20 protein-coding genes and 1 pseudogene are annotated in these 23,037 nt (G+C 65.1%); 13 read left to right on the top strand and 8 right to left on the bottom strand.

The genetic code is table 11. The annotated features are described in order from the left end of the window. Positions 1-35: 35 nt before the first annotated feature. On the bottom strand, positions 36-1,547 hold the full coding sequence (locus tag QSJ18_RS01940; RefSeq protein ID WP_286324524.1) for a M28 family peptidase: 1,512 nt from the start codon (positions 1,545-1,547) through the stop codon (positions 36-38). Between the two features lie 115 nt (positions 1,548-1,662). Between QSJ18_RS01940 and QSJ18_RS01935 the strand changes: the two genes are divergently transcribed. From QSJ18_RS01935 to QSJ18_RS01925, 3 genes are all read left to right on the top strand, one after another. Beyond that, the gene (locus QSJ18_RS01935) at positions 1,663-3,054 is read left to right on the top strand and encodes a glycine--tRNA ligase (protein WP_286324523.1); all 1,392 of its coding nucleotides are present in this window, start codon (positions 1,663-1,665) and stop codon (positions 3,052-3,054) included. Positions 3,055-3,187: 133 nt separating this feature from the next. Beyond that, positions 3,188-3,679 (top strand): cold-shock protein, encoded by a 492-nt coding sequence (locus tag QSJ18_RS01930; RefSeq protein ID WP_286324522.1) that lies wholly within the window; start codon positions 3,188-3,190, stop codon positions 3,677-3,679. Then, positions 3,672-4,979, top strand: a complete 1,308-nt coding sequence (locus QSJ18_RS01925; RefSeq protein WP_286324521.1) for a deoxyguanosinetriphosphate triphosphohydrolase — start codon at positions 3,672-3,674, stop codon at positions 4,977-4,979. The genes QSJ18_RS01930 and QSJ18_RS01925 overlap by 8 nt, the downstream gene beginning before the upstream one ends. Here QSJ18_RS01925 and QSJ18_RS01920 read toward each other — a convergent pair. After that, a pseudogene (locus tag QSJ18_RS01920) lies at positions 4,976-7,161 on the bottom strand (glycoside hydrolase family 3 C-terminal domain-containing protein). The gene QSJ18_RS01925 and the pseudogene QSJ18_RS01920 overlap by 4 nt on opposite strands. A 51-nt stretch (positions 7,162-7,212) precedes the next feature. Between QSJ18_RS01920 and dnaG the strand changes: the two are divergent. Next, positions 7,213-9,123, top strand: coding sequence for a DNA primase (gene dnaG, locus QSJ18_RS01915; RefSeq protein WP_286324520.1), 1,911 nt, complete (start codon positions 7,213-7,215; stop codon positions 9,121-9,123). Positions 9,124-9,165: 42 nt separating this feature from the next. On the opposite strand, the gene QSJ18_RS01910 is transcribed toward dnaG, so the two are convergent. The 3 genes from QSJ18_RS01910 to trxA form a co-directional block, all read right to left on the bottom strand. Further along, positions 9,166-9,339 (bottom strand): hypothetical protein, encoded by a 174-nt coding sequence (locus tag QSJ18_RS01910; protein ID WP_286324519.1) that lies wholly within the window; start codon positions 9,337-9,339, stop codon positions 9,166-9,168. Positions 9,340-9,478: 139 nt separating this feature from the next. Beyond that, positions 9,479-10,180 carry an HNH endonuclease family protein gene (locus QSJ18_RS01905; protein WP_286324518.1) on the bottom strand — a complete coding sequence of 234 codons (702 nt, stop codon included), beginning with the start codon at positions 10,178-10,180 and terminating at the stop codon, positions 9,479-9,481. A gap of 64 nt (positions 10,181-10,244) precedes the next feature. Beyond that, positions 10,245-10,598, bottom strand: coding sequence for a thioredoxin (gene trxA, locus QSJ18_RS01900; RefSeq protein ID WP_286324517.1), 354 nt, complete (start codon positions 10,596-10,598; stop codon positions 10,245-10,247). 477 nt (positions 10,599-11,075) lie between these two features. Between trxA and QSJ18_RS01895 the strand changes: the two genes are divergently transcribed. The 3 genes from QSJ18_RS01895 (at position 11,076) to QSJ18_RS01885 (ending at position 12,845) form a co-directional block, all read left to right on the top strand. Further along, positions 11,076-12,233, top strand: a complete 1,158-nt coding sequence (locus tag QSJ18_RS01895; protein WP_286324516.1) for a hypothetical protein — start codon at positions 11,076-11,078, stop codon at positions 12,231-12,233. A gap of 76 nt (positions 12,234-12,309) precedes the next feature. Next, positions 12,310-12,486 carry a hypothetical protein gene (locus QSJ18_RS01890; RefSeq protein ID WP_286324515.1) on the top strand — a complete coding sequence of 59 codons (177 nt, stop codon included), beginning with the start codon at positions 12,310-12,312 and terminating at the stop codon, positions 12,484-12,486. After that, on the top strand, positions 12,483-12,845 hold the full coding sequence (locus QSJ18_RS01885) for a hypothetical protein (RefSeq protein WP_286324514.1): 363 nt from the start codon (positions 12,483-12,485) through the stop codon (positions 12,843-12,845). Before QSJ18_RS01890 ends, QSJ18_RS01885 begins: the two co-directional genes overlap by 4 nt. A gap of 301 nt (positions 12,846-13,146) precedes the next feature. Here the strand turns inward: QSJ18_RS01885 and QSJ18_RS01880 are convergent, their stop codons facing one another. Then, positions 13,147-13,392 carry a helix-turn-helix domain-containing protein gene (locus QSJ18_RS01880; RefSeq protein ID WP_286324513.1) on the bottom strand — a complete coding sequence of 82 codons (246 nt, stop codon included), beginning with the start codon at positions 13,390-13,392 and terminating at the stop codon, positions 13,147-13,149. 108 nt (positions 13,393-13,500) lie between these two features. On the opposite strand from QSJ18_RS01880, the gene QSJ18_RS01875 reads away from it, so the two are divergent. From QSJ18_RS01875 to QSJ18_RS01850, 6 genes are all read left to right on the top strand, one after another. Continuing rightward, the gene (locus QSJ18_RS01875; RefSeq protein WP_286324512.1) at positions 13,501-13,989 is read left to right on the top strand and encodes a hypothetical protein; all 489 of its coding nucleotides are present in this window, start codon (positions 13,501-13,503) and stop codon (positions 13,987-13,989) included. Between the two features lie 729 nt (positions 13,990-14,718). Then, the gene (locus tag QSJ18_RS01870) at positions 14,719-15,456 is read left to right on the top strand and encodes a hypothetical protein (RefSeq protein WP_286324511.1); all 738 of its coding nucleotides are present in this window, start codon (positions 14,719-14,721) and stop codon (positions 15,454-15,456) included. Between the two features lie 647 nt (positions 15,457-16,103). Continuing rightward, positions 16,104-18,362, top strand: a complete 2,259-nt coding sequence (locus tag QSJ18_RS01865) for a bifunctional DNA primase/polymerase (protein ID WP_286324510.1) — start codon at positions 16,104-16,106, stop codon at positions 18,360-18,362. Positions 18,363-18,772: 410 nt separating this feature from the next. Next, on the top strand, positions 18,773-19,093 hold the full coding sequence (locus QSJ18_RS01860) for a hypothetical protein (protein WP_286324509.1): 321 nt from the start codon (positions 18,773-18,775) through the stop codon (positions 19,091-19,093). A gap of 237 nt (positions 19,094-19,330) precedes the next feature. Next, positions 19,331-19,987, top strand: a complete 657-nt coding sequence (locus tag QSJ18_RS01855) for a recombinase family protein (RefSeq protein ID WP_286324508.1) — start codon at positions 19,331-19,333, stop codon at positions 19,985-19,987. Then, positions 19,987-21,423 (top strand): tyrosine-type recombinase/integrase, encoded by a 1,437-nt coding sequence (locus QSJ18_RS01850; RefSeq protein ID WP_286324507.1) that lies wholly within the window; start codon positions 19,987-19,989, stop codon positions 21,421-21,423. The genes QSJ18_RS01855 and QSJ18_RS01850 overlap by 1 nt, the downstream gene beginning before the upstream one ends. Here QSJ18_RS01850 and QSJ18_RS01845 read toward each other — a convergent pair. Together QSJ18_RS01845 and QSJ18_RS01840 are read right to left on the bottom strand one after the other, a co-directional pair. Then, complete coding sequence (locus QSJ18_RS01845) at positions 21,362-21,967, bottom strand: hypothetical protein (RefSeq protein WP_286324506.1); 606 nt, start codon at positions 21,965-21,967, stop codon at positions 21,362-21,364. The two genes, QSJ18_RS01850 and QSJ18_RS01845, sit on opposite strands and share 62 nt — an antisense overlap. Positions 21,968-22,014: 47 nt before the next feature. Continuing rightward, positions 22,015-22,929: a hypothetical protein gene (locus QSJ18_RS01840; protein WP_286324505.1), complete on the bottom strand. Its 915-nt coding sequence runs from the start codon at positions 22,927-22,929 to the stop codon at positions 22,015-22,017. Between the last annotated feature and the right edge of the window lie 108 nt (positions 22,930-23,037).

Genomic DNA, 23,037 nt, shown 5'->3' with positions numbered 1-23,037 from the left:
CACGGTCACCTCGTCGGTGCGGTGGCCGACGGAGGTCAGGAGACCGGGACGTGATGGTCGCGGCCGTCGGGTCCCGGGACCCCGTCGGGGCCACCGATCGAGATCGCATAGGTGCCCACGGCATAGGCCACCGCCGCCGCGTTGACGGCGAACGCCGCAGTGTTCACGTTGGCCACGGTGTCGGCTGCGGAGTGATAGTTGGGGTCGAAGGGTTTGCCCGCCTCGCCGCCCCAGAAGCGGGCCTGTTCGGGGGTCTTGCGTTCTTCGGCGCCCGCGGCGATACCGCCGGCCGGGATGCCGGCGTCGATGAACGGACCGTAATCCGACCGTCCGTCGAAAGCGGTGGGCTGCACCGGAATCGGTGTTGGACCGAAGGTGGTGAAGAAGCGGAGGAAGACGCGTTCGATGCCCCCTGAGCCCGGCGGGCCGGGGCTCGGGGCGCCACGCGTGGAGTTGTCACCGTCGTAGGTGAGGTAGCCGGCGTTCGGTGAGCCGAGCATGTCGAAGTTGAGGTACAGCGCGATCTGCCGCAGCGCGGCGGCGTCGAGGGAGGCCACGTAGCGGGTGGAGCCGATGAGACCGTCCTCTTCGGCACCCCAGAAGGCGAACCGTACCCGCTGTCCGACCTTCGGTGCGGGACCCAGGCGCAGCGCGGTCTCCAGAACGGCCGCCGTGCCGGTGCCGTTGTCGTTGATGCCGGGACCGGCCGGAACACTGTCCAGGTGGGCGCCGGCCATCACCACATTGTCGGGACTCCCGGTGGTGGTCTCCGCGATCAGGTTGCGTGAGGTGATCCGGGTGGACTCGGCGACCACCCGTAGCTCCACCGAGGTGGCGGTGCGCAACTGGTCACCGGCCGGCCGGGTCACCCCAACGACGGGGATCGACAGACCGTTGTCGACGCCCAGGGTGCCGCCGAACAACCGGTCGCCGGTGTCGTTGACGACGATCAGTGCACGTGCCCCGGCCTGCTGCGCGGCACGCGCCTTGGCGACGAAGGTGCAGGTGCCGCGGGTGACCACCGCGATCGCACCGCGTGTCCGCGCGGGATAGTCGGCGACGGTGCAGCCCAGCCCGTCGATCGTGGCCGGCGGAGCGGTGATCGTCGTCCCCGCGGTGCCCGGGCTGTACTCCAGCACCGCGGCGGCGTCGATCACGGAGGCGTCCGAGCGCAGGGAGACCGGGCCGACGGAGAACCGGGTGTAGTCGAAAGTCGGTGTGCTGACCGCGAATCCCGCCTGCCGCAACTGTCCGGCCACATAGTCGAGTGAGGCGTCGTAGCCGGGTGTGCCCGCGGCGCGGTTGCCGCCGTGGTCCTCGGCGATCGTCTCGAGGGCGCGCAGATGCCGCATCAGCGCGCCGAGCGTGACGGCGTTGGCGAGTGCATCGGGGCTGACCGCGGCCAGCGGTGGGGCGGGCGCGCGCAGCTCCGGCGACTGCTCCGTCGACGACGTGCACCCGCTCAGCAGCAGCAACACGGCGATGAAGGTCGCGATCGGGGCGGCGAGGTGCGTGCGGGGGCCGCGGGCCGTGATCAGGTCGGACATCACGACCAGGGTAGTCATGGCGGTTTGGTCCGGACGGCTAGTCTGTAAGGGTTGCCGGTCGGTCGAACGTCCGGCAGCCGATCCCATACCTACGTCCGTGGAGAACGAATAAATCGTGGCCGCCACCCAGTCCAATCGTGTCGAAGCCGTCGTCAACCTCGCCAAGCGTCGAGGTCTGGTCTTCCCCTGCGGTGAGATCTACGGCGGTACCCGCTCGGCATGGGATTACGGCCCGCTGGGCGTCGAACTCAAGGACAACATCAAACGCCAGTGGTGGCGGACCATGGTCACCTCGCGTGACGACGTCGTCGGGCTCGACTCGTCGGTCATCTTGCCGCGTCAGGTCTGGGAGGCATCGGGTCACGTCGAGGTGTTCACCGACCCGCTCGTCGAGTCGCTGCACACGCACAAGCGCTACCGGGCCGATCACCTCATCGAGGCCTATGAGGCCAAGCACGGTCACCCGCCGGCCAACGGTCTGGCCGACATCAACGACCCGGAGACCGGCCAGCCGGGCAACTGGACCGAACCCAAGGCGTTCAGCGGTCTGATGAAGACCTTCCTCGGCCCGGTCGACGACGAGGCGGGTCTGCACTACCTGCGTCCGGAGACCGCGCAGGGCATCTTCGTCAACTTCAAGAACGTGATGACCACCGCGCGCAAGAAGCCGCCGTTCGGTATCGCCCAGATCGGTAAGAGCTTCCGCAACGAGATCACCCCGGGCAACTTCATCTTCCGCACCCGTGAGTTCGAGCAGATGGAGATGGAGTTCTTCGTCAAGCCGGGTGAGGACGAGGAATGGCAGAAGTACTGGATCGAGCAGCGCTTCAACTGGTACACCGACCTGGGCATCGACCCGGAGAACCTGCGTCTCTACGACCACCCGAAGGAAAAGCTCTCGCATTACTCGAAGAGCACCGTCGACGTCGAGTACAAGTTCGGGTTCGCCGGTAACCCGTGGGGTGAGCTGGAAGGTATCGCCAACCGCACCGACTTCGACCTGTCGACGCACAGCAAGGCATCCGGTGAGGATCTCTCGTTCTTCGACCAGGCCTCCGGTGAGCGCTACACCCCGTTCGTGATCGAACCGGCCGCCGGACTCACCCGGTCGTTGATGGCTTTCCTGTGCGACGCGTACACCGAAGAGGAAGTGCCGAATGCCAAGGGCGGCACCGACACCCGGACGGTGCTGCGTCTCGACCGTCGTCTCGCGCCGATCAAGGTGGCGGTGCTGCCGCTGTCGCGTAACGAGAAGCTGTCGCCCAAGGCGCGCGACCTCGCCGCCGAACTGCGCAAGAACTGGAATGTCGACTTCGACGACGCGCAGGGCATCGGCAAGCGGTACCGCCGTCAGGACGAGATCGGCACACCGTTCTGTGTCACCGTCGACTTTGACACCCTCGACGACCAGGCGGTGACCATCCGCGAGCGCGACACCATGAGCCAGGAGCGGGTGGCCCTCGACAAAGTCACCGAATACCTCGGCGGAAAGCTGCTCGGCGCCTGAGCGCACCCGCACGCGGGGGTCGGTTGTCCGGCGATTCCTCCTGACCTGCGATTGTCTGTCACAATTGAGGGCGAGGTTTGTCGCATACACGGGCAAGGGGTCCGTCGTGGCGGCGAGGAGAGTGAAGTGAGTCGTGTCTGTCAGCGGGAAAGTCGTTCATTACGACACCAATCGGGGATTCGGATTCTTGGCGCCGGAGTCGGGTGGTGCCGATGTGTTCTTGCACATCAATGACATCGACATCGACGAGAATTCGCTGAAGCCCGGCGCAAAGGTTTCCTTCGACATCGAGGAGACCGACCGCGGAGCCAAGGCCATCAACGTCGCCGTCACCGAGGAAGCACCGGCCGACGAGTCCTTCGGCGGCGGCCGTGGCCGCCGCGACGATCACCACGGTGGCCGTGGACACGACCGCGGTGGTCGCGATGATCGTGGTTCGCGCGACGATCGCGGCCCGCGTCGAGGCCGTGCCTCGGGTGGCGGATCGCTCGACGCAGCGGCGTTCACCGAGGAACTGACCGAACTGCTGCTCGATTCCTCCGATGACCTCACCGCGGGGCAGATCGTCGCGATTCGTCGTCGCGTCACCGATTTCGCTGTCGGCCGGGGCTGGGTGATTGACTAATCCTCCGTCCGCCGTGGGGCATGTCGCCCCGCAGACGGCGGCTTACGGTGCCGAGGCCGTCGAGCGGATCGTGCCCGAGGCCCAGAAGGTCGCGAGCCTGCCCGGCACTCGGACCGACCATCGCAGTGACTTCGCGCGGGACCGCGCGCGGGTGCTGCACTCCGCCGCGTTGCGTCGCCTCGCGGATAAGACTCAGGTCGTCGGGCCGCGTGAGGGTGACACTCCGCGCACCCGGCTGACCCATTCACTGGAGGTCGGCCAGATCGGTCGCGGTATCGCGATCGGTCTCGGCGCCGAACCCGACCTCGTCGAACTCGCCGGGCTCGCCCACGACATCGGGCATCCACCCTATGGACACAACGGTGAGCGGGCACTCGACGAGGTCGCGGCCGACCACGGCGGCTTCGAGGGCAATGCGCAGAATCTGCGTATCCTCGCTCGGCTGGAGCCGAAACTGCTTGACGCCGACGGTTTCTCGGCGGGGCTCAACCTCACGCGCGCATCGCTGGACGCGACGCTGAAGTACCCGTGGGCGCGTCGGTCGCCGGGCTCGAAGTTCGGTGCCTACGACGACGACGTCGCCGTGCTGGACTGGATCCGGCATGGGGCGCCGGCGAACACCAAATGCATCGAGGCCCAGATCATGGACTGGTCCGACGACGTCGCCTATTCGGTGCACGATCTCGAGGACGGGGTGATCGCCAACCGCATCGATCTGCGATCGCTGGGTGACCCGCAGGATCAGCGCGCACTGGCCGAGATCGGGTTGCGGGAGTTCCCCGGACTCGACGTCGACGCCCTCATCGACGCGGCCCAGCGCCTGTCGAAGATGGAGATCGTCGCTGCGGTGGGCTCCTTCGATGGCACGTTGGATGCGTACGTCGCACTCAAACGGCTGACCAGCGAGTTCATCGGCCGGTTCGCATCGGCCGCGATCACCGGCACCCGCGGGGTGGTCGGGGACCGGCCGCTGTCCCGCTACGACGCCGATCTGACTGTGCCGCCGTTGGTGGCCGCAGAGGTCTCGATGCTCAAGACGCTGGCGTTGCGCTACATCTTCTCCAACGAACGGCACAAGGCCACCCAGCAGCGGCAGCGTGAGCGCATCCACCGGGTGGCACGCTGGTTCGTCGAGGCCGCGCCGGGCGGGCTCGATCCGATCTTCGTGCCGATGTGGAACGCGGCCGAGAACGACACCCAGCGGATGCGGGTGATCGTCGACCAGATCGCCTCGATGACCGAGGGCAGGCTCGAACGGACCGACAAACACAACTCGGGCGCCCAGGCGCACCTGGGCTAGCCGGAGTTGGCGCGGCCGACCAGTTCGGTCAGCGCAGCCCGCGGTAGTCGCCCACCGGAGAAGTCCACCAGCCGACCGAGTGGCACGGAGCCGATGAGGCTGAGGATGTCGGTGCCTGCGTTGTCGCCGGTGTCCGCAGGTGCGCCGAACATCGCACCCAGGATCGACTGCAGTCCTTCGGCGGCAACCGGATTCGCCAGCGCCTCCGCGATACTCGACTGCAGGGTCAGCGGGCGCCGGACGGTGTCGCCGGTGACATCGACGCTGCTGGTGAGTCGGATGTCGCGGCTCGACGCGCCGACCGAGACGAGGCGGACTCCTGGCTCGACCACGTAGTCGTGTACGCCGATATCCCAGTGCGCCAGACGTTCTCGCGGTACTTCCACGGTGACGGTGCGCGACTGCCCGGCGTTCAGCTCCACCGTGGTGAAGGCCTTGAGCTCGCGGGGCGGGCGACCGTCGAATCCGATACTCCCACATAGATCTGCACCACCTCGCGGCCGTCCCGGTCGCCGCTGTTGGTGACGGTGAGCTCGACCGTGATACCGGAGTCGTGCGCCTGCGCCGTCAGGTCGCGGTAGATGAAAGTCGTGTAGCTGAGACCGTGGCCGAATGGGAAGGCGACATCCAGTTCGCGTGCGTCGTACCAGCGGTAGCCGATGAAGATGCCCTCGCCGTAGACGACGTGTCCGGCCTCGCCGGGGAAAGACAGATAGGACGGGGTGTCGGCGAGCCGCAGCGGAATGGTCTCGGCGAGTCGGCCGGATGGATTGACGTCACCGAAGAGGACATCGGTGATCGCGCTGCCGACGGCCTGACCCAACAGTGCCGCGTCCACGATGGCGGGTGCGTTCAGCGGGGCCGTACGCACGACGCCGCCGTGGCACAGGACGACGACGGTGGCGGGATTGGCTTCGACGACGGCCTGCGCGAGGACCAACTGTTCGTCGGGCAGGTCGATGTCGGTGCGATCGAAACCTTCGGATTCCTGATTGTCGGCCAGGCCGAGGAACAGCACCGCGACATCGGCGGCAGCCGCCGCGGCCACCGCGCCGGACCGATCGGCCGTTGGCGTGAACGACACCGGAGCCGATGCCCGGGAACGGATCTCGTCGATCGGGACATCGACACGGGTGGCGTTGACATGCGACGAGCCGCCGCCCTGGAAGCGCGGTTCGCGGGCTAGGTCGCCGATCACGGCGAGTGACGACGACCCCGACAAGGGCAGCAGTTCGTCGTCGTTGCGCAGGAGCACGATCGCGCGTCCGGCGACCCGGCGGGTGAGTGCGTGATGGGCGTCGAGGTCGGCGGCGGGTGCCGGCCCGGCGGTGGCCGCGCGGCGCACCAATGCGGCGACCCGTCCGGCCGCTCGGCGCAGCGACTGCGCATCGAGAGTGCCGTCGGCGACCGCGGCGGCCACGGCGTCGTCCCCGGCGGTCCCGGGCGAGGGCATCGTCAGGTCGAGGCCTGCGGCGATCGAGGCGATCCGGTCGTCGACCGCGCCCCAGTCGCTGACCACCACACCGTCATAACCCCATTGTTCGCGCAGGATCGTGGTGAGCAGCAGTGGGTCATGGGCGACCTGAACCCCGTTGACCCGGTTGTAGGAGCACATCACCGTCCACGGTCGTGCGGTGGTGATGATGTGTCGGAAGGCGGCCAGATACAGCTCGTGCAAGGTGCGTTCGTCGACGTCGGCGCTGATACGCATGCGGTCGGTCTCCTGGTTGTTGACCGCGAAGTGTTTGAGCGACGACCCGACCCCGACACTCTGCTGTCCACGGACCTGCTGTTCGCCCATCAGGGCGGTCAGCAGCGGATCCTCGGAGAAGTACTCGAAGTTGCGGCCACCGAGCGGGGAGCGTTTGAGCTTGATGCCCGGGCCGAGCGCCACCGACACCCCCTGTGCGCGCGCCTCGGCGCCGATGGCCGCGCCGACCGCATGGGCAAGTTCTGGATCCCACGTCTGCGCCAGACCGACCGCGGGCGGGAAACAGGTCGCCGCGACGCTGCCCGCGAGACCGAGGTGATCGCTGGCTCCTTCCTGCTTGCGTAGCCCGTGTGGGCCGTCGGTGAGCATGATCGAATCCAGGTCAGCGATCTGCGCGGTGGTCCAGTAGTCGGCGCCGCTGGTGAGCGTGGCCTGCTCGGCGACGGTGAGTTGGGGGTCTTCGCTGTGCACAGCTCGACCGTAGTCGTGAGGTGACCACCGGGTGGTCACTACACTGGTCACGTGGCAGGACGAATCCCCGATCGCGATATCACGGCAATCCGTGAGCAGACGCGGATCGAGGACATCGTCGGAGACTATGTGGCGTTGCGGCGTGCCGGTGCGGACAGCCTTAAGGGGCTGTGTCCGTTCCACGACGAGAAGTCGCCCTCTTTCCACGTCCGGCCCAACCACGGGCATTTTCACTGCTTCGGCTGCGGTGAGGGCGGTGACGTCTACAGCTTCCTACAGAAGCAGGAACACATCAGCTTCGTCGAGGCCGTCGAACAGCTGGCCGACCGCCTCGGTTACCAGATCCACTACGAGGGTGGCGGCACCGCGATCAAACGCGACCGGGGTACCCGCGCCCGGTTGGTCGCGGCCAACGCCGCCGCGCACAAGTTCTATGTTGCCGCACTGGCCACCCCGCAGGCGCAGAAGGCCCGCGACTACCTGACCGAACGCAACTTCGATGCCGCGGCGGCGGAGACCTTCGGCTGCGGTTATGCGCCCGACGGCTGGGATTCGATGACCAAGGCGCTCCTGTCGCAGGGGTTCGAATTCGAGGAACTCAAGGCGGCCGGGCTGTCCACCGAGGGCCGCAAGGGGCCGATCGACCGATTCCGGCGTCGCCTGCTCTGGCCGATCCGCAACCTGGGCGGCGACATCATCGGGTTCGGTGCGCGCAAACTGTTCGAGGACGACAACCTCGGCAAGTACATGAACACGCCGGAAACCATGCTCTACAAGAAGTCTCAGGTGCTCTTTGGCCTCGACCACGCCAAGAAGAACATCGCCAAGGGGCATCAGGTCGTCGTCGTCGAGGGCTACACCGACGTGATGGCCATGCACTTGGCCGGTGTCACCACCGCGGTGGCGTCCTGTGGCACCGCCTTCGGTGAGGATCACCTGTCGCTGATCCGGCGGTTGATGATGGACGACTCGTACTTCCGGGGTGAGGTCATCTACACCTTCGACGGTGACGATGCCGGAAAAGCGGCCGCACTCAAGGCATTCGAGGGGGAGCAGAGTATCTCCGGGCAGACCTTCGTCGCCATCGCGCCGGACGGGATGGACCCGTGTGAACTGCGGCAGGGCAAGGGCGACGCGGCCGTTCGAGATCTGATCGCGCGCCGGGTGCCGATGTTCGAATTCGCCATCAAGACCCTGCTCGCCGGACATGATCTCGACACCGCCGAGGGTCGGGTGCACGCGCTGCGCGACGCGGTGCCGGTGGTGTCGCGGATCAAGGACATCGCGCTGCGCGACGAGTACGCCCGGCAACTCGCCGGCTGGGTGGGTTGGGATGAGGTGGCCCAGGTGTTGGCCCGCGTCCGTGAGGAGGGCGCCAAACATCGTCGCGACGGTGCCCGCGGCAAGGGGCGCAGCACCTTACGCAAAGGGCGTCCGGAGGCCGAACTGCCGCTGCCGCTGGCCCGTCCGATACCCAGTGATCCGCGGCTGTGGCCGCAGCGCGAGGCATTGAAGGCGGCGCTGCAGTATCCCGCGATGGCGGGGACCGTATTCGACTCGCTACCGGTGGAATGCTTCACCGAACCGAGCTACGCCTCCATCCGCACCGCGATGACCACCGCCGGTGGCACCTCGGCGGGTATGGGTGGCGCGGAATGGGTTGAAGCCGTGCGTAATACGGTGGATGATCCGAGTCTGGAACCGCTGGTGACCGAACTCGCCGTCGAATCCATCCCGGTGGAGGAGGTCAACCTGTCGCGCTACATCGGCAGCGTGCTGGCCCGGCTGCAAGAGGTGTGGGTGGGTACCCAGATCGCCGACATCAAGTCACGTCTGCGCCGGATGGCGCCCAGCGAGGATCCCGACGGCTATAACGCGGTCTTCGGGGATCTCGTTGCGCTGGAGGCATATCGGCGCAGCCTGCTCGAACAGGCCGTCGACCCCACTGCCGGTGTCGGCTGACCTTCGCGGACCGTCGCACCCAGACGTGCGTGCGCCCCGGGTTCAGGCGGCCCGGGTCTGGGTGGTTCGGCTGCGGTTTCCCGGCCGGATCTCCTCGGGGAAGATCGGCCGATGCGGATCCTCGGAGTTGTAGCGGCAGCCGCCCGCATAGGTGTGTGCCCCGCGGCAGCGGTCGGTGGTGGGTCGTGGTCGTCCCCAGATGTACGTCGCAGCCATGATTCCCCCTCGACACCCGATCGGTGATCTACTCAGTGTCGGCCGGGAGTGCGGGGTTCGCCGACCGACGGCTGGGGATCACGTCGACGGTCGCGCTGTGGGCTATGTCATCGTTGGGGTCGGTGGTGGGTCGGGTGGACTATCGCGGGCAGGTGTCGAGAATCCGCCGGATGGCGGCTTTCTCGGCGGCGGTGACCCACAACCCGTAGGCGCGTTTCACGATCACCTGCTTGGTGACGTAGGCGCAGCGGTAGGCCTTGTTCGACGGCAGCCAGGTGGCTGCGTCGCGGGCGCCCTTGCGCTGGTTTGCCGGGCCGGAGACGGCGAGGAGGTTGCGGGGATCGTTGGCGAAGTCGCGGCGCTTGTCGGCCGGCCACTGCTGGGCGCCTTTCTGCCAGGCGTCCGCCAGTGCCACCACATGGTCGATCTGTACGCGTGCGGACTGTTTGCCGCGGACGAAGCTGATCGTCGTCGCGGTATATGGATCGACGAGGGTGCCGGTGGCCACCACACAGCCGCGGGTGTTCGGCTTGTAGGTGATGGCGGTGAGGTCGCGCCGGAGGATGTCGTTACGCGTATCGCAGCCGTTGTGTCCGCCACCGACGTTGACGTCGTCAGACCAGCTGGGCCCGAACTGGTCTCGCGCATAGCCCGTCTTCGGGGCGCGGCCCTTGACCGGCAGGGCTTCCAGCGCGTCGATGGTCGGGGAGGTCGCCGGGGTGGGTACCGCCGGTGCCGTTGCCGCGGTCGACAGCAGGCCGGTGCAGGCAACGCCTGCGCTCAGCACCACGGTCATCAGTCTCGTCGCCGTCTGCCCCAACGGCTTTCCTTGTCGCCTCACCACTCACCATCCGCGTCCACGCCCACCCCGTACGCATTGTGTCAGACGGGCGCGGAGCCGATGGTCAGTCCTGCTGCGTGGCGAGTGCCGCTTCCACATCGAGGTCGGTGACCTGTTGCACGAGGTCCTCCAGGGCCTCGGGAGGTAGTGCGCCCGGTTGGTTGAACACCAGGTAGCCCTGCTTGAAGATCATCAAGGTGGGGATCGAACGGATATTCGCCGACGCCGCGAGTGCCTGCTCGGCCTCGGTGTCGACCTTGGCGAAGACCAGGTCGGGGTGCTTCTCGGACACGCGTTCGTAGATGGGCGCGAACTGGCGGCACGGGCCACACCAGGAAGCCCAGAAGTCCACCAGGACGATGTCGTTGTCGGTGACGGTGGCGTCGAATTCGGCGCCGGTCAGATCGATGGTTGCCATGGTGGCCTCAACGCAGGACGGGGTCGCGATGTTCCATGGGGACGGTGTGTGTGGGGCGGGTGGGGCTCGAACCCACGACCAGCGGATTATGAGTGGGTAGGTCACGGGGTTTCCACGTAGTGCCTGACCTGCGGTGATGATGGCCATTGTTCGGAATCGACGCAGGTAGGAGCGCATGATCCGCTACCTATTGCTCAGTAGCGGCTACCGCTGGATCACCGCCTGATTACCCGCGAGCGCCGGGGTGTTGCCGGGGTGGCGGTGAGCCGTGTGCGGGGCATAGGGTGGCGGGCAGTACGGCATCGCTGGGCAGTACCCGGCACCGAGTCGCGGATCGTTTGGTGAACTTCCGCAAGTTCTACGGCGTGAACAGCTTCCGCCGATAACTTCACATCTCAGTTCGGTAGGGCCGGACTTCCGTCGACCAGGCGTCGCGGATTTCTCGCTTTTATCTACTACCGAATCGGAGTTCCACAAATGTCCACCATCCATCCCGCCCCGGCGCAGTTCTTCGCGTTCGGCGGCGACAACGCTCGCGGCTACAGCACTCACGGCGACGTACTCGTCAACAAGACGGCAGACGGTATCGACCTCAACGTCATCTGGGACGAGGCCTCGCAGGTCATGTCGGCCTGGAATCGCAAACGCACCGCCCTGGCCGCGCTGATCAGCTACCCGACCATCGCCGTCGGGGACGCGATCCCGCAAACCATCGGCGGGGATCATTTCGAGGAAGCGAGCGAGTTCGGCGAGCCGCAAAGCATCGCGACCGCACCCGACGCGCTGATCTGCGGATTCACCTTTAAGGACTACGACCTCGCCACGCGGGCGACCTGGAAATTCCTGCGCAGCGCCACCGCCGAACAGGTCTACGACCTGATCAACCGAGCGATGGAATCGGACAACCGGCTCATCACTGGCACGCTGTTGCGGCGGCTGTTCGATCCGACACCCGTTCTCAACGAGGTGGGGCAAACCTGCTACGGCCTCTACACCGGCACTGACGGGATCACCCCGCCGTCGTTCGCGGGTCAGGACTTCCCGTCAAGCACGAGCCACTACCTCGTGTCCGGCAACACCGCGCTCGATCCCGGCGACCTCACCGACGCGATCAATCAGGTCACGTCCAAGGGCTTCGGCATCGACGGCGCTTCGCGGCTGATCGTGCTGTGCAACCCGAAAGAGGCCGAGATCATTTCGACCTTCCGCGCCGGGGCGATCACCAACGGCGTCGAGTCGAAGTACGACTTCATTCCCTCGAACAGCTCCATCCCGTACCTCACGAGCGAGACCGTCGTCGGGCAGATCGCCCCGGCCGAGTGGTCGGGCCTGGAGGTCTCGGGGAGCTACGGTCCGGCATGGGTGATTCCGTCGTACTTCCTCCCGCAGGGCTATATCGCCGTTGTGGCGACAGGCGGGGCGAACAGCGGCGTCAACCCGGTCGCATTCCGGCAGCACGCCAACTCTGCATATCAGGGCCTGCGCATGATCCCGGGCAAGGACCAGCGCTACCCGTTGCAGGACAGCTTCTTCCAGCGCTCGTTCGGTACGGGCGTCCGATACCGGGGCGCGGCGTGCATTGTCCAGGTCAAGGCGTCGGGTGCGTACAGCGCTCCCAGCTGGAACTGGCGCTGACATGCGTCCCACGCCGTACGCCGAAAACATGAGGCAACAGGCGAAGGAGTTCCGTCCCGGTCCCGACGCTTCAGAAATGAGTTGGGGTACGGGGCTCACTCCGCCGGGTCGGGAAGACGCGCCATCTTCGGAGGGTGGACGCTATCACGGCAAGGCTCCCAAGGTCGATGCGGAGACGGCCGACGGCCTCCGATCCCTCGGCGACGAGCTGGCGCAGCGCCGAGCGTTGCGCAACCGTCCGGGGCCGTCATGAAGGCGCGCAACTACATTCGCGATAGCCGGGGACGCTTTGCCGCGACTCCCGGTAAGCGGGTCCTGAGCGCTCTCGACGAGGCCGAGGCCGCGTTACGACGTGCGGAAGACGGCGTTACCGAGTTGGCGGCGGCTCGCCGGTCGGCCAAGGTGCGCCGTAAGCGCACGGTTCGCCGGTCGGCTCTCGCGGGCGCGGTTGTCGGGGCGATGGTCCCCGCGCCGAGAGCCGTCAAGGCTTCCACTGCCAGCGCAGCCGTGTTCGGTGCGGTGACGACTGCGTCGGGATACAAGATGGGTCAGAGCCTCGGGACGCTGAAGATTCGGTACCGATCGCCGGCCGGAACCCGGCTACGGCGTTGAGATGGCACTACCCACCCAACGGGCACCCGGCGTACCCCGCAGAGCGGCCCACCGAGAGCTCAGGCACCTCAGACAGGCCGCAGCGCGGCCACCAAGCAGGCGGGTTGAACGCCCAACCCGCCGAAGACTAACGGGAGCCTCGGCTCTCCCGTTAGAGGGAGACGTTGACTTGTCCGTCTCCTGGCACCGCGGTCGACTTGTCCCGCCCGTGCCGAGGACGTCCCCGAACCCCAAGCCGGGGGCGTCCTCACCGAGACCCCGTCCCATCGACCTGTCCTGGTCCGGTGAGGCGGGGTTCTCGCTATTCGGTGGGCAGGCCGTCCATCAAGCGCCCTGGCGTCGTGCCCAGACCGGCCGCGATCTTCAGCACCGATTCCAAGCGAAGGCTGCGCTGGCCGCGCTCGACCCTACCGAGATATGTGAAGTGGACGCCGATCTTCTCAGCAGCCTGCTCCTGGCTCAGACCGAGTTCGGTCCGCCGTGCGCGCACGCGCTCACCGAACGCCGCAAGGGTGGCGTTTCGGGAGGGCTTGACGTCGGCTGACACGCCCACCACCACATACGGCAGAAGCCAAACGATCCAGAGCCAGACGGTCGTATGTGCTGGTGGTGTTAGATATCTGTCGAGCCGAGAAACAAGAACAGAAGGACACCCATGAAGCGCGCACTACTTACCGTCGGCGTCGGACTCCTGGCCTTGGCGAGCGCCGGATGCAGTGACGACCAGACGTCCCCGACAACCTCCTCGTCGTCGGTCGCGGTTGCGCCGTCCGTCGGGAGCGCCGAATGGCCGATCGCACTGGACTTGATCGCAGACCTGACGGGCAAGGGCTTTCGCTGCACCGACGAGCAGGTCATGCCCGCACAGACTGAGTTCATCGAGTCGGCAGCGAAGTGCAAGACCGGACCGGCGAACGGCGGAGGCACCTACATCTACGCGTTCACGTTCGGCGCACCCGCCCAAGCTCAGAGCGCCCTGCAGACCAAGACGGCCGGGAACAGCATTCGTCGTGGTCCGGCCAAGTCCGTGTATGTCTCTGACGCGAACTGGATTGTTGAATGCCCGGATGGCGACAGCGGCGGCCCGGGCGAGATTGCCTGCAAGGCAGCACAGAAGACGATCGGTGGCACTCTCGCCCAGTAGCGCACTGGAAATCTGCCAAGCTACGTCCTTCACGCGAGCCCCTCTTGTCACATTTTTGCCGCGCCGTTGGGGTGTCTGAGTCGCGGGGCGGCTCCGAAAACGCCTCAGCGGCCAAATGGGGGCCGAACCTACCCTGTACGGACGTATTCGGTTGTGTACCAACGACTATGGGGTGCGCGGCGCTTGGCAAAAGGTGCGCAATGCTGTAGGGTGGGTGGCACACCGGCCAAGCGGTGGCGTTACCCCGAAAGCTGATCCGTGTAGGAGCCTCGCAGTTTGACTGCGGTGAAGTGCACACATCGGGTTTCTTGAGCGAGCTACGGGATTTGACCCAGAGATATCTGCGCACGTGACGTCCGGCGGCAAACGATAGCCGCCTCACCAACCGAGCAGAGCCCTCGTCAGATCCTCGAAAGGCTCAATCATGTCCCAAGTAGCACGAGTTGCCCCGGCCCGACCGGCAGGCGCTCTCCCGCAACCGCCCCGAGACCCGTATCGGCAGCCCGCGAATCGCGTGTGGTCCGAACAGCCGACGCTAGTCGGTGTCCAGGCTGTAATCCGTTTCGCCCGCGAGGAACTGGGCGTCGACCTGACCCGTAGCCTCGTCCGGCGAGCGACAGAGGCACGCCGCATCCAGGTGTTCAAGTTGTCTGCGAAGAACGCCTACAGCCCGGCGGGGGTTGTCCGCTTCATCGAGTCGCTGGCTCGGCCTGTCGCCGGGGAGGAGGCGTGAATCGCGAAAACTTCTTGGACGAGGCGAGCGCGGCCTATTCGGCTGGTGAGCTGACGGGCGTGAACGCGGCGCTGCGGGAGCATCCTCGCGCTCAGCGAGGTCTGGACAACCGCCTAACGATGAGCGAGCCGTCTCCAGGTGAGTACCGGAATCGGTTCAGTTACATCCTGAGCAACTCGGCTGACCTTCAACCGAAGCCGTTGCAGCGTAACGGGTTCAGTGACGACCATCTACGCGACGACTACCGAGAGCGTCACGGCGGACTGGAACTGGCCAGCGCTGAGGACGCCTACGACGCACGTATCGAAGCGATGCTGGGCAGTGGCCGTCCGGCGCACGCTGTCCAGGTCTACGACCGTGAGCACTTCCGCAACGAGTTGGACGAACCGCTGGACTACGACGAATCAATCCGACATGCGACGGGCGTGATGACGTGGCCAGTCACGATGGAATGGTCGGCGCTGCGGATGATCCTGCGACTGATCCACTGGGACTCGATGGAGTGCTGGTGGTGCGGAAACGTCAAGGGGCGAATAAGCGAGGTAGAGGGGCACCAGACTTTCGTGCCGGTGCATTCACTCGGCGTCACTCGGGTCTATCCGACCTGCACGAAGTGCCTCGGACGATTCAACGCCGACATTGAAGGCGGCGTGCGCGTGATCACCGTCTCCGACATGCTCCGTCTGCGGAACACCGGCTGGCCCGCTGATCGCTTCCGCGAAGGAGAGCTGTGATGAGCGCGGCGATTGTGGCCGGGGCGGCGTGCCCGAAGAATCCGGACCTTCTGTTGGGCTTCGTCAAGAAGATCGTGTGGCGCTGGGGCGTGAGGATCGCGGTAGATGAGCGAGACCGGGAGTGGTTGGTGTCGCGTAGGCGAGGCGTGCGCCTGGTCGAGGCTTTCGAGATCGTGGACGAGGTCGTGTGCGGGGTACCGGCCCCAGTAGTGCGGCCTCTACGAGCGGTGTCCCCGGTGTCTGAGGGCTCGCGGGGCGGGCTTGCGGTGGCGGTAGGCCACACCGGCACCCCGCCGGGCATCTCAACGGGCGAGGCCCGCTCAACGCTGGGCGAAGAGCGGGCCTCGTGGAGAGCGGGGACTTCTCCTGTGATCAGCGCTACCGATCACTAATAACTGTACCTCCGTTGTGGCGCAACGGATTCTGACTCTGAAACGGTGATCGCCGACCGGTCTTGTTGGGCAGGACGGTCGGCGGTCTCCGTACCTCTACACACATCTGAAAGGCCAGACGTGAGCAACCATACTCCTGCCCATAAACCGAAGCCAGGCCGTAATAGGCAGGGCCAGAAGCGAATTAAGTCGACGAAGTCTGTCACCGCTGACGGATGCACCGTGTTTCGGTTTCGTGCTCCGTCGGTTCCGGACGTGGAAGGACTGAGCACTTCTCAAGCCGCCCTGGCGTACGCGAAAGCGGGTTGGTTCGTGTTGCCGGTACAGCCGGGACAGAAACACCCCGGCAGTGTTGTCGGCAATGGGTGGCCGCAGCAGTCCAGTCGTGATCCTGAGCAGATCGCGGCGTGGTGGGCACAGAATCCTGATTACGGCATCGCGTTGCACGCGGGTCGTAGTGGCGCGGTGGTGTTCGATCTGGACAAAGCCTCGTTGTCTGAGCTGCCCGCCGACATGGCCGACGGGCTACGTCAGGGTGTGTGTCAGTTGAGCCGTCGTGATGATCCGGACCGAGGACACTACCTGTTCCTCAACGACAGCGACCACGGCAACGGGGCGGGAGCGTTTGCGCCCTTCGGCGAGGTCCGTGGACGTAACGGTGTCATCATCGTTGCGCCTACTCCGCACGCGAAGGACGGCGGCGAGTATCGGTGGCGGCGTACTGGCGAGCTGCCCGCGCTGCCTGAGGCGTTGCGACGGTGCTTGTCTGCGGCGTCGAGCAAAGAGGTTCCGGCTCTCACCGACGCCGAGTTGCAAGCGTTCCTCACCGACCCCGCGCATAATCTCTCCAAGCGCCCTGGACGGCTGACCGGTCCGCGTAGTTGGTTCGTCGATCAGGTGGTGAGCGGGGCCAGCGTTCACACCTCGATTCTGGAGGCGCTGTGTTGGGCGTTTCGGGAGAGCGTGGGCGGGGCGTATCCGGCGGTGGATGCGCTGGCCGCGTTGCAGGAGGACTTTCACAACGCGTTCGGGTCTGATGCGCGAGGCGCGGGTGATCGACAATCGCCGGCTCCGAACGAGTTCTACAACGCCGCAGCGTGGGCGGCGGCTCAGGTGAAAGACGCAGACCCCGAGCAGATTCGGCAACGGATGGATCGCGATGATCCTGCCAAGGCTGAGGTTGACGAGGACGCCTTCTGGACTGCTCGGCCCGAGCTGGCACAGCTTCGTAACTTCGCTCGGTCGCGGCGGGTGGGGCCGTGGTCGATGTTCGGTGCAGTGCTGGCCAGAGCTGTCGCGGTGATTCCGCCGTCGGTGGTGCTGCCTGATCTTCGTGGCAGTTACGGGAGCCTGAATTTGTTCGTGGCGCTGGTCGCGCCGTCGGGCAAGGGTAAGGGCACCTCGGAGGCAGCGTCGGAAGACGCGGTGCAGACCGACCCTGAAGTGCATTCGGCTACGCCCGGTAGCGGTGAGGGCATCTTGAAGGAGTACGCCTTCAAACGGAAGTCCGAACAGGTGGACGTACGTAACTCGGTGTTGTTCACCGTGTCGGAGATCGACTCGCTGGCGGCGTTGAAGAGCCGTAGCGGTTCCACCCTCATGCCCGAGCTACGCAAGGCGTGGATGGGCGAGCAGCTGGGATTCGGCTACGCCGCGGACGATAAAAAGTTCGCGATCAAACGACACCGGTACCGCATGACGATGGTCGTGGGTGTGCAGCCGGGGCGGTCGGTGACGTTGTTCGAGGACGCCGACGGCGGTACCCCGCAACGATTTCTGTTCTTCCCGACGACCGATCCAGACCGGCCCAAAGGGCGACGCCCGCCCAATCCTGGCTCGGTGAAACTGTCGCGGTGGCCGGACGGAGTGCTGGTGACCGAGGGACGCGACACCGAGAAAACCGATGGTGACAACGGCGAAACTGTGTTTTCGTTCGGGATGGAGCCGTTGCGGTTGGCTGAACGCGCCGATCCTGAGGGGTTTCACGTGTTGCAGGTGGCGCAGGTGATCGAGGACGCCATTGACGCCGAAACCGAAGCCGACCTGGACGGTACCTACGGCGACGACCTGGATAGTCACGGCAAGATGGCGCGGCTGAAAGTGGCCGCAGCGTTGATGTGGCTCAACGGACGCACCGACGAGATCACCGAAGAGGACTGGGAGCTCGCGGGCATCGTCAAGGCAATGAGCGACCGCACCCGTGCGCAGACTGTCGGTGCGCTGAGTGAAATCGCCCGGCGAACCAACGAGGCCAGGGCCAAGGCGGAGGCTCACCGTGAGGTGGTGCGCGAAGAGAACGCCGACAACGGCAGGTTGGAACGCGCGATGAACCTCGTGCGCAAGCACGTTCAGGAGGCAGAACGCATCACGCGGAAGAAGAGCCGCGAAAAGCTGAACTACAGCATCCGAGAACTGCACGCCGAGGCTGTGTCGAGGCTGGAAGCGGCGGGCGTGATCCATGTCGAACAGGCCGAAAAGGGCAGCGAGGTACTCGTATGGAACACCGCAGGCTAGGCACCGCACCCGAGGTACGCGAGGTACAAGTACCTCGGGTGGTGCGCAACCGGCGTGACGGCCAAACTGTAAACACCCAGGTAGACAGTAGAAATTACCAATCGCGGGTAAGGGGCCAACCACAGCGCCCGAGGTACGCGTACCTCGGTACCTCGGGTACCTCCCCAAGCGTTCGACAACCGGGCAGCCAGTGGGCCTCGCTCATCCCCCAGCACGCCCTGGCTCATCCGTCGAACGCTCTGCCGAGTCGAGAGCGTGAGGGAATTGTCGTTGAGTCAATGGTTGGTACAAACCGGCCCGTCTAGGGCCCGATTTGGAGCACATCGCGGAGAGAGACGCAAGCTTCCGCGCGAGATGGATTACCACGAAATTGGACACGGAAAGCGTTCGAGCAGAAGGGATTTGGGACGATGAGCAAGAAGAGTGGAAAGCGTTCGGGCGGAACGAGTTCGGGACGACCGGGCAGATTCGTTGGGGATTACGGAAAGCCTTATGCGCCAAAGGAATACCCCGACTGGATCTACGACGAGATTGTCGCTGTGAAGCGCGCCGACGACCGCGCCCTGGCTGCTGAGGCGCGCGACGAGGACGACGACGCCGAGCCGGTGTCCGCGTCGGCCGAGTCGGCGTCGGCTCCGGTGGTCGCGCCGCGAGTGCCGAGGAAGCTGCTCCCGATGGACGAAGCCCTCGAACAGCTCCGCGCCAACGAGCAGCGCCCACCCGCGCCATAGGCCAGCGCCACCCACAACGGGTATCGCGACCCTCTGACATCGCCGTCGACGGCCTAACGACGTCGCCCCCGCACCCGCGCACGTCCCGCCCGATCTCAACGGCAAAACGGGCCAATTGCTCTGTCGGACAAGCTATTTCGGTTCCGATGGAATTGTGAGTTGCGTCACTCGAAAGTAGGCTGAGGCGTAAGGCGCAAACGGACGTTAGCGCCTCAACTACCAAGGGAGACAACGGAAATGAGCGAAGCGAAAGTCATGCTGGGATACGTCAGGGTGTCCACTGAGGAGCAGGCCGACAGCCGCCTTGGCATTCAGGCTCAGGAGGCCGCGCTTCACGCCGAAGCCGAACGCCGAGGCTGGGAACTGACCATCCTTCGGGACGAGGGGCTGTCCGGTTCGCAGGTCAATCCCGGCCTGCGCAGCGCTCTAGACCAGTTGTCGGCGGGTCTCGCTGACGGGCTCGTCGTCACGAAGCTGGATCGTCTGGCTCGTAGCGTGGTCCACGCCGCCGAGATCATGGAGCGCGCCCGCACTCAGCGCTGGTCGCTGATCATGCTGGACGTCCAGGTCGACACCACCACAGCCAGCGGCGAAGCGATGGCCAACATGCTCGCCACGTTCGCTCAGTTCGAGCGCAGGCTAATCGGGGAGCGCACCAAGGCAGCGCTCGCAGCGAAGAAGGCCCAAGGCGTCACGCTCGGCAGGCCGCGCCTCGTGTCCACAGTCGTGGCTCGCCGCATCGTCGGGATGCGAGAACAAGGCCTCAGCTTCGGCGCTATCGCCGCCGAACTCACCGCAGCAGGCGAACTCAGCCCAGCGGGCCGTCCCACCTGGCAGGCGTCCACCGTCCGCCGTATCTGCAAGTCCATCCAGCAAGCGAAAGAGGCTGCGTAATGGCATACATCCGCGCTCACGAGACCAGCCAGAAGCGCAAAGGCCGCGTCGTCAAACGCTACGAAGTGGTGTGGCGCGACCCCGTGCGCGACGACTTTGGGTTGCCGGTCCAGGAGAACGGCAAGACGAAGATGCGCAGCCGACAGGAGTCCTTCGGCACTCGCGAGGACGCCGAGGCGCGCCGCGATGAACTCAATCTGGCTCGGCACACGAATACCGGCACCTACGCCCTGGCCCAACAGCGGAAAGCGGCCGATCTGCCCTTCGGTCACTTCGCCCGAGAGCTGTTCGAGTCAATGCAGGGCACCGTGAAACCGCGCACCGTCACTGAGGCCGAAGCGGTCTATCGTCGCTACGTGGCCGACAGTTTCGGCAACCGAGCCGTCGCCACGATCACCGCTGCTGACGTGCGTCACTTCCGCGCCGAGCTACTGTCTCCCCGCCCCGAGCGCAGCTACGACACCCGATCTGGCGAAAGGCGTCCAGCGCTCAACGACGACGGCACCCCGAGAACGATGACGCTGAGCCGGTCGACGGTCAAGAAGGCGTGGGACGTGCTGCGCCGAGTATTCGACGTGGCCGTCGTGGACGGCGCGATCAAGGCGAACCCGGCGCTGTCGGTGCCTTTGCCACGACAAGCTGCGACGGCCCGCACCGATACCGAGCGCGCCGACTTCAAGGCGCTGCCGCTGACACCGGCGCAGATAGCCGCCGTGGCCGACTACATCGCGAACGTCCAGCACCAACCGGTCTACGCTCTGGCCGTCACGTTCAGCGCCTATACCGGATTACGGGCCGGAGAACTCCGAGGGCTGGAAATTGGAGACCTCACACTCCCCAAGACGCCGGGAGCGATGGGAATGGTGTCGGTGTCGCGCACCAAGACCCGGCGCGGTGGACGGTGGGAGACCGGCACCCCCAAATCGGTTCGCAGCACCCGCGTCGTGCCGATAGACGGCTGGCTTGCCGACGACCTGCGGGACTACCTGGTTACGCACCCGCGTCGGTTGGACCCCGCCGCGCCGCTGTTCCCGGGGCGGATGACGTGCGCTGAGGCAAAGACAGCGGGAGTGAAGCAGGGCGACCGAGCGGTGGCACCGCCAAGCGCCGAGCAGATCGCGCAGACCTACAAATGGACCGATCCCATCAACACTGACAACGTCGCTGCTCGCTACTACGCCCCGGCTCTCGCTGCCCTCGGGCTACCGGCATCACGCTGGCACGATCTACGCCACAGCTTCGCCGTCAACAGCTTGTCGGCGGGCGAGCACTACATGCAGGTGTCCAAATGGCTCGGACACGCCTCGTTCGTGACGACTCTGACCGTCTACGCCGACTACATCTCCGAAACCGAAGGCGGCAAGCAAGCGCCGCTCAGCCGTCCTGTGGCTGCTCTGGGTCAGATTCAGGAGCGGGTGGTGGTGAATCTGAAGTGAGACCAGGAAGCTGAGCGTCCGAATCGCCCATCAGTGCGCGGGTATCTAGCGCGAACTTTCGAAGTGCTTCCGTTGCCTCCCCGCACGCGGGCTCGATGCGATCAAGACCAGCACGTGAGCTGTAGTTTTCGCTTTTCTTCAGCTTAAACTCATTATTCGCCATTTCGAGGACGTTAGCGAGACTGTTATAGTTGCGCTTAGCAGCCGAATCTAGTTGATCACCTATGACTAGTTCCAATTTTCGGTACACATTAGATAGCGTTCCTATTTTGTTGGTTTGATCCACGAAATATCGGGTGAAGTCTTTGTACTCCCAGTAAACACATCCACGTAAACTGCCGATTACGTCCTGCCCCGTATTGAGGACCTCTTCGCAGTATTCGGTGAGCTTTTCTCGCTGCCAATGTCGCCACTCCCGATCTTTTGAGTCGTCGAGAATTTCGCGATGTTGCTGCGCTGCAACGGCGATCGACTCTGCGTGCTGACGTGCGGCTTCTGTGAGAGCCTTCCTATTTTGGCGAACGGTGAAGAAGAGTGTGATCATTGCGGCGATTGCGACCAGGCTGCTGCCCAAGAGGGGTGCCCACGTGTTCACTGTTCACCCGTTCCTCTATGCATCATTCGGTCGAGACGTTCGCGATTGCGCTCTGACCTTTCGGCCCGTTCCTGCGCTTGTTGTGCCCGGTGCCTGCGTTCGTCGTCCGCATCGGCGGGGTAGACCCAAATGCCCCGATGCTCGTCGACCGAATAGCTTTCCAGGGTTATCTGCACCTTTTTAGCGAGTTCGTTGGTCTTCTTTAGCTGTGCGTCAAGTGTTTTCGCGACGTCGTGAATAGTCTTTCTCTCCACGCGCGTCGTGCCTAAGAGTAGATTGAAATCGAGGAGAACAGGCGTTTCGTAGTGTTGCGATCGTCCTACGTCGGTGTAGGTGATTGTTCCTTCATGGCGGTTCTCTATTCCTTCGGCGTCTATATGGTTGGGTGCATGGTCCCAGAGTGCGCGCCACTCCTGGCCCGGCGCTAGAATCGGGATGGTCTCTGGTATCGAGACGCGAGAAGTGGCCGCACCTTCGTAGTCGGGGCTCACTTCGGGCAAGCTGTCTAATCGAATGCGCACATCGAAAGCAGGAGTCCTACCAAAGTTCTTGACAACAATTTCCAGGAACTGCCAGTCGCCTTCCATCGGCTCCTGAAACATCACGACGTTCGGTCGAGCTTGCAGCTCGCGGAGCTTCTGCGCGTCCTCGGCCTGCTGATTGCGAGCTTGCTCGGCCTGCCGTGACTGCTCCAACCGTGCATGTTCTCGCTCGGCAAGGTCTCGGGCATCCTTCTCGGCTTGCTCGAGCCGATCGCGCTCGGCGTCTCGCAGCTGCTCGCGCGCCTGGCCAATCTGTTCTTTAGCGTAGCGCCCGGTAACGACGATCGTAACGGCGCCAACAGCGACAGCGACCCATGCCGCAATCGCGGCCCATGCGCCAGACTCTAGTCCGAAGATGAAGTCCCACACGCTACGAATCCAGTCCCACATTCGCAGATCTTCTCACGCGCTACCGACACCCCGGCGCAAGACCTGCAACGGGCGCCGGGCTAAAGCCGGGTTAAGCCAACCGGATGA

Source organism: Gordonia heveisoli (assembly GCF_030315745.1).
GTDB lineage: Bacteria > Actinomycetota > Actinomycetes > Mycobacteriales > Mycobacteriaceae > Gordonia.
This window is presented reverse-complemented; position numbering and strand designations above follow the sequence as displayed.

Bases quoted from the DNA above. Each gene is read 5' to 3' on its own strand.
- trxA (WP_286324517.1), bottom strand. From the start codon at position 10,598: ATGGCAACCATCGATCTGACCGGCGCCGAATTCGACGCCACCGTCACC.
- QSJ18_RS01855 (WP_286324508.1), top strand. From the start codon at position 19,331: ATGAGCGAAGCGAAAGTCATGCTGGGATACGTCAGGGTGTCCACTGAG.
- QSJ18_RS01890 (WP_286324515.1), top strand. From the start codon at position 12,310: ATGAGTTGGGGTACGGGGCTCACTCCGCCGGGTCGGGAAGACGCGCCA.
- QSJ18_RS01860 (WP_286324509.1), top strand. From the start codon at position 18,773: ATGAGCAAGAAGAGTGGAAAGCGTTCGGGCGGAACGAGTTCGGGACGA.
- QSJ18_RS01940 (WP_286324524.1), bottom strand. From the start codon at position 1,547: ATGTCCGACCTGATCACGGCCCGCGGCCCCCGCACGCACCTCGCCGCC.
- QSJ18_RS01885 (WP_286324514.1), top strand. From the start codon at position 12,483: ATGAAGGCGCGCAACTACATTCGCGATAGCCGGGGACGCTTTGCCGCG.
- QSJ18_RS01895 (WP_286324516.1), top strand. From the start codon at position 11,076: ATGTCCACCATCCATCCCGCCCCGGCGCAGTTCTTCGCGTTCGGCGGC.
- QSJ18_RS01845 (WP_286324506.1), bottom strand. From the start codon at position 21,967: ATGATCACACTCTTCTTCACCGTTCGCCAAAATAGGAAGGCTCTCACA.
- QSJ18_RS01850 (WP_286324507.1), top strand. From the start codon at position 19,987: ATGGCATACATCCGCGCTCACGAGACCAGCCAGAAGCGCAAAGGCCGC.
- QSJ18_RS01875 (WP_286324512.1), top strand. From the start codon at position 13,501: ATGAAGCGCGCACTACTTACCGTCGGCGTCGGACTCCTGGCCTTGGCG.
- QSJ18_RS01910 (WP_286324519.1), bottom strand. From the start codon at position 9,339: ATGGCTGCGACGTACATCTGGGGACGACCACGACCCACCACCGACCGC.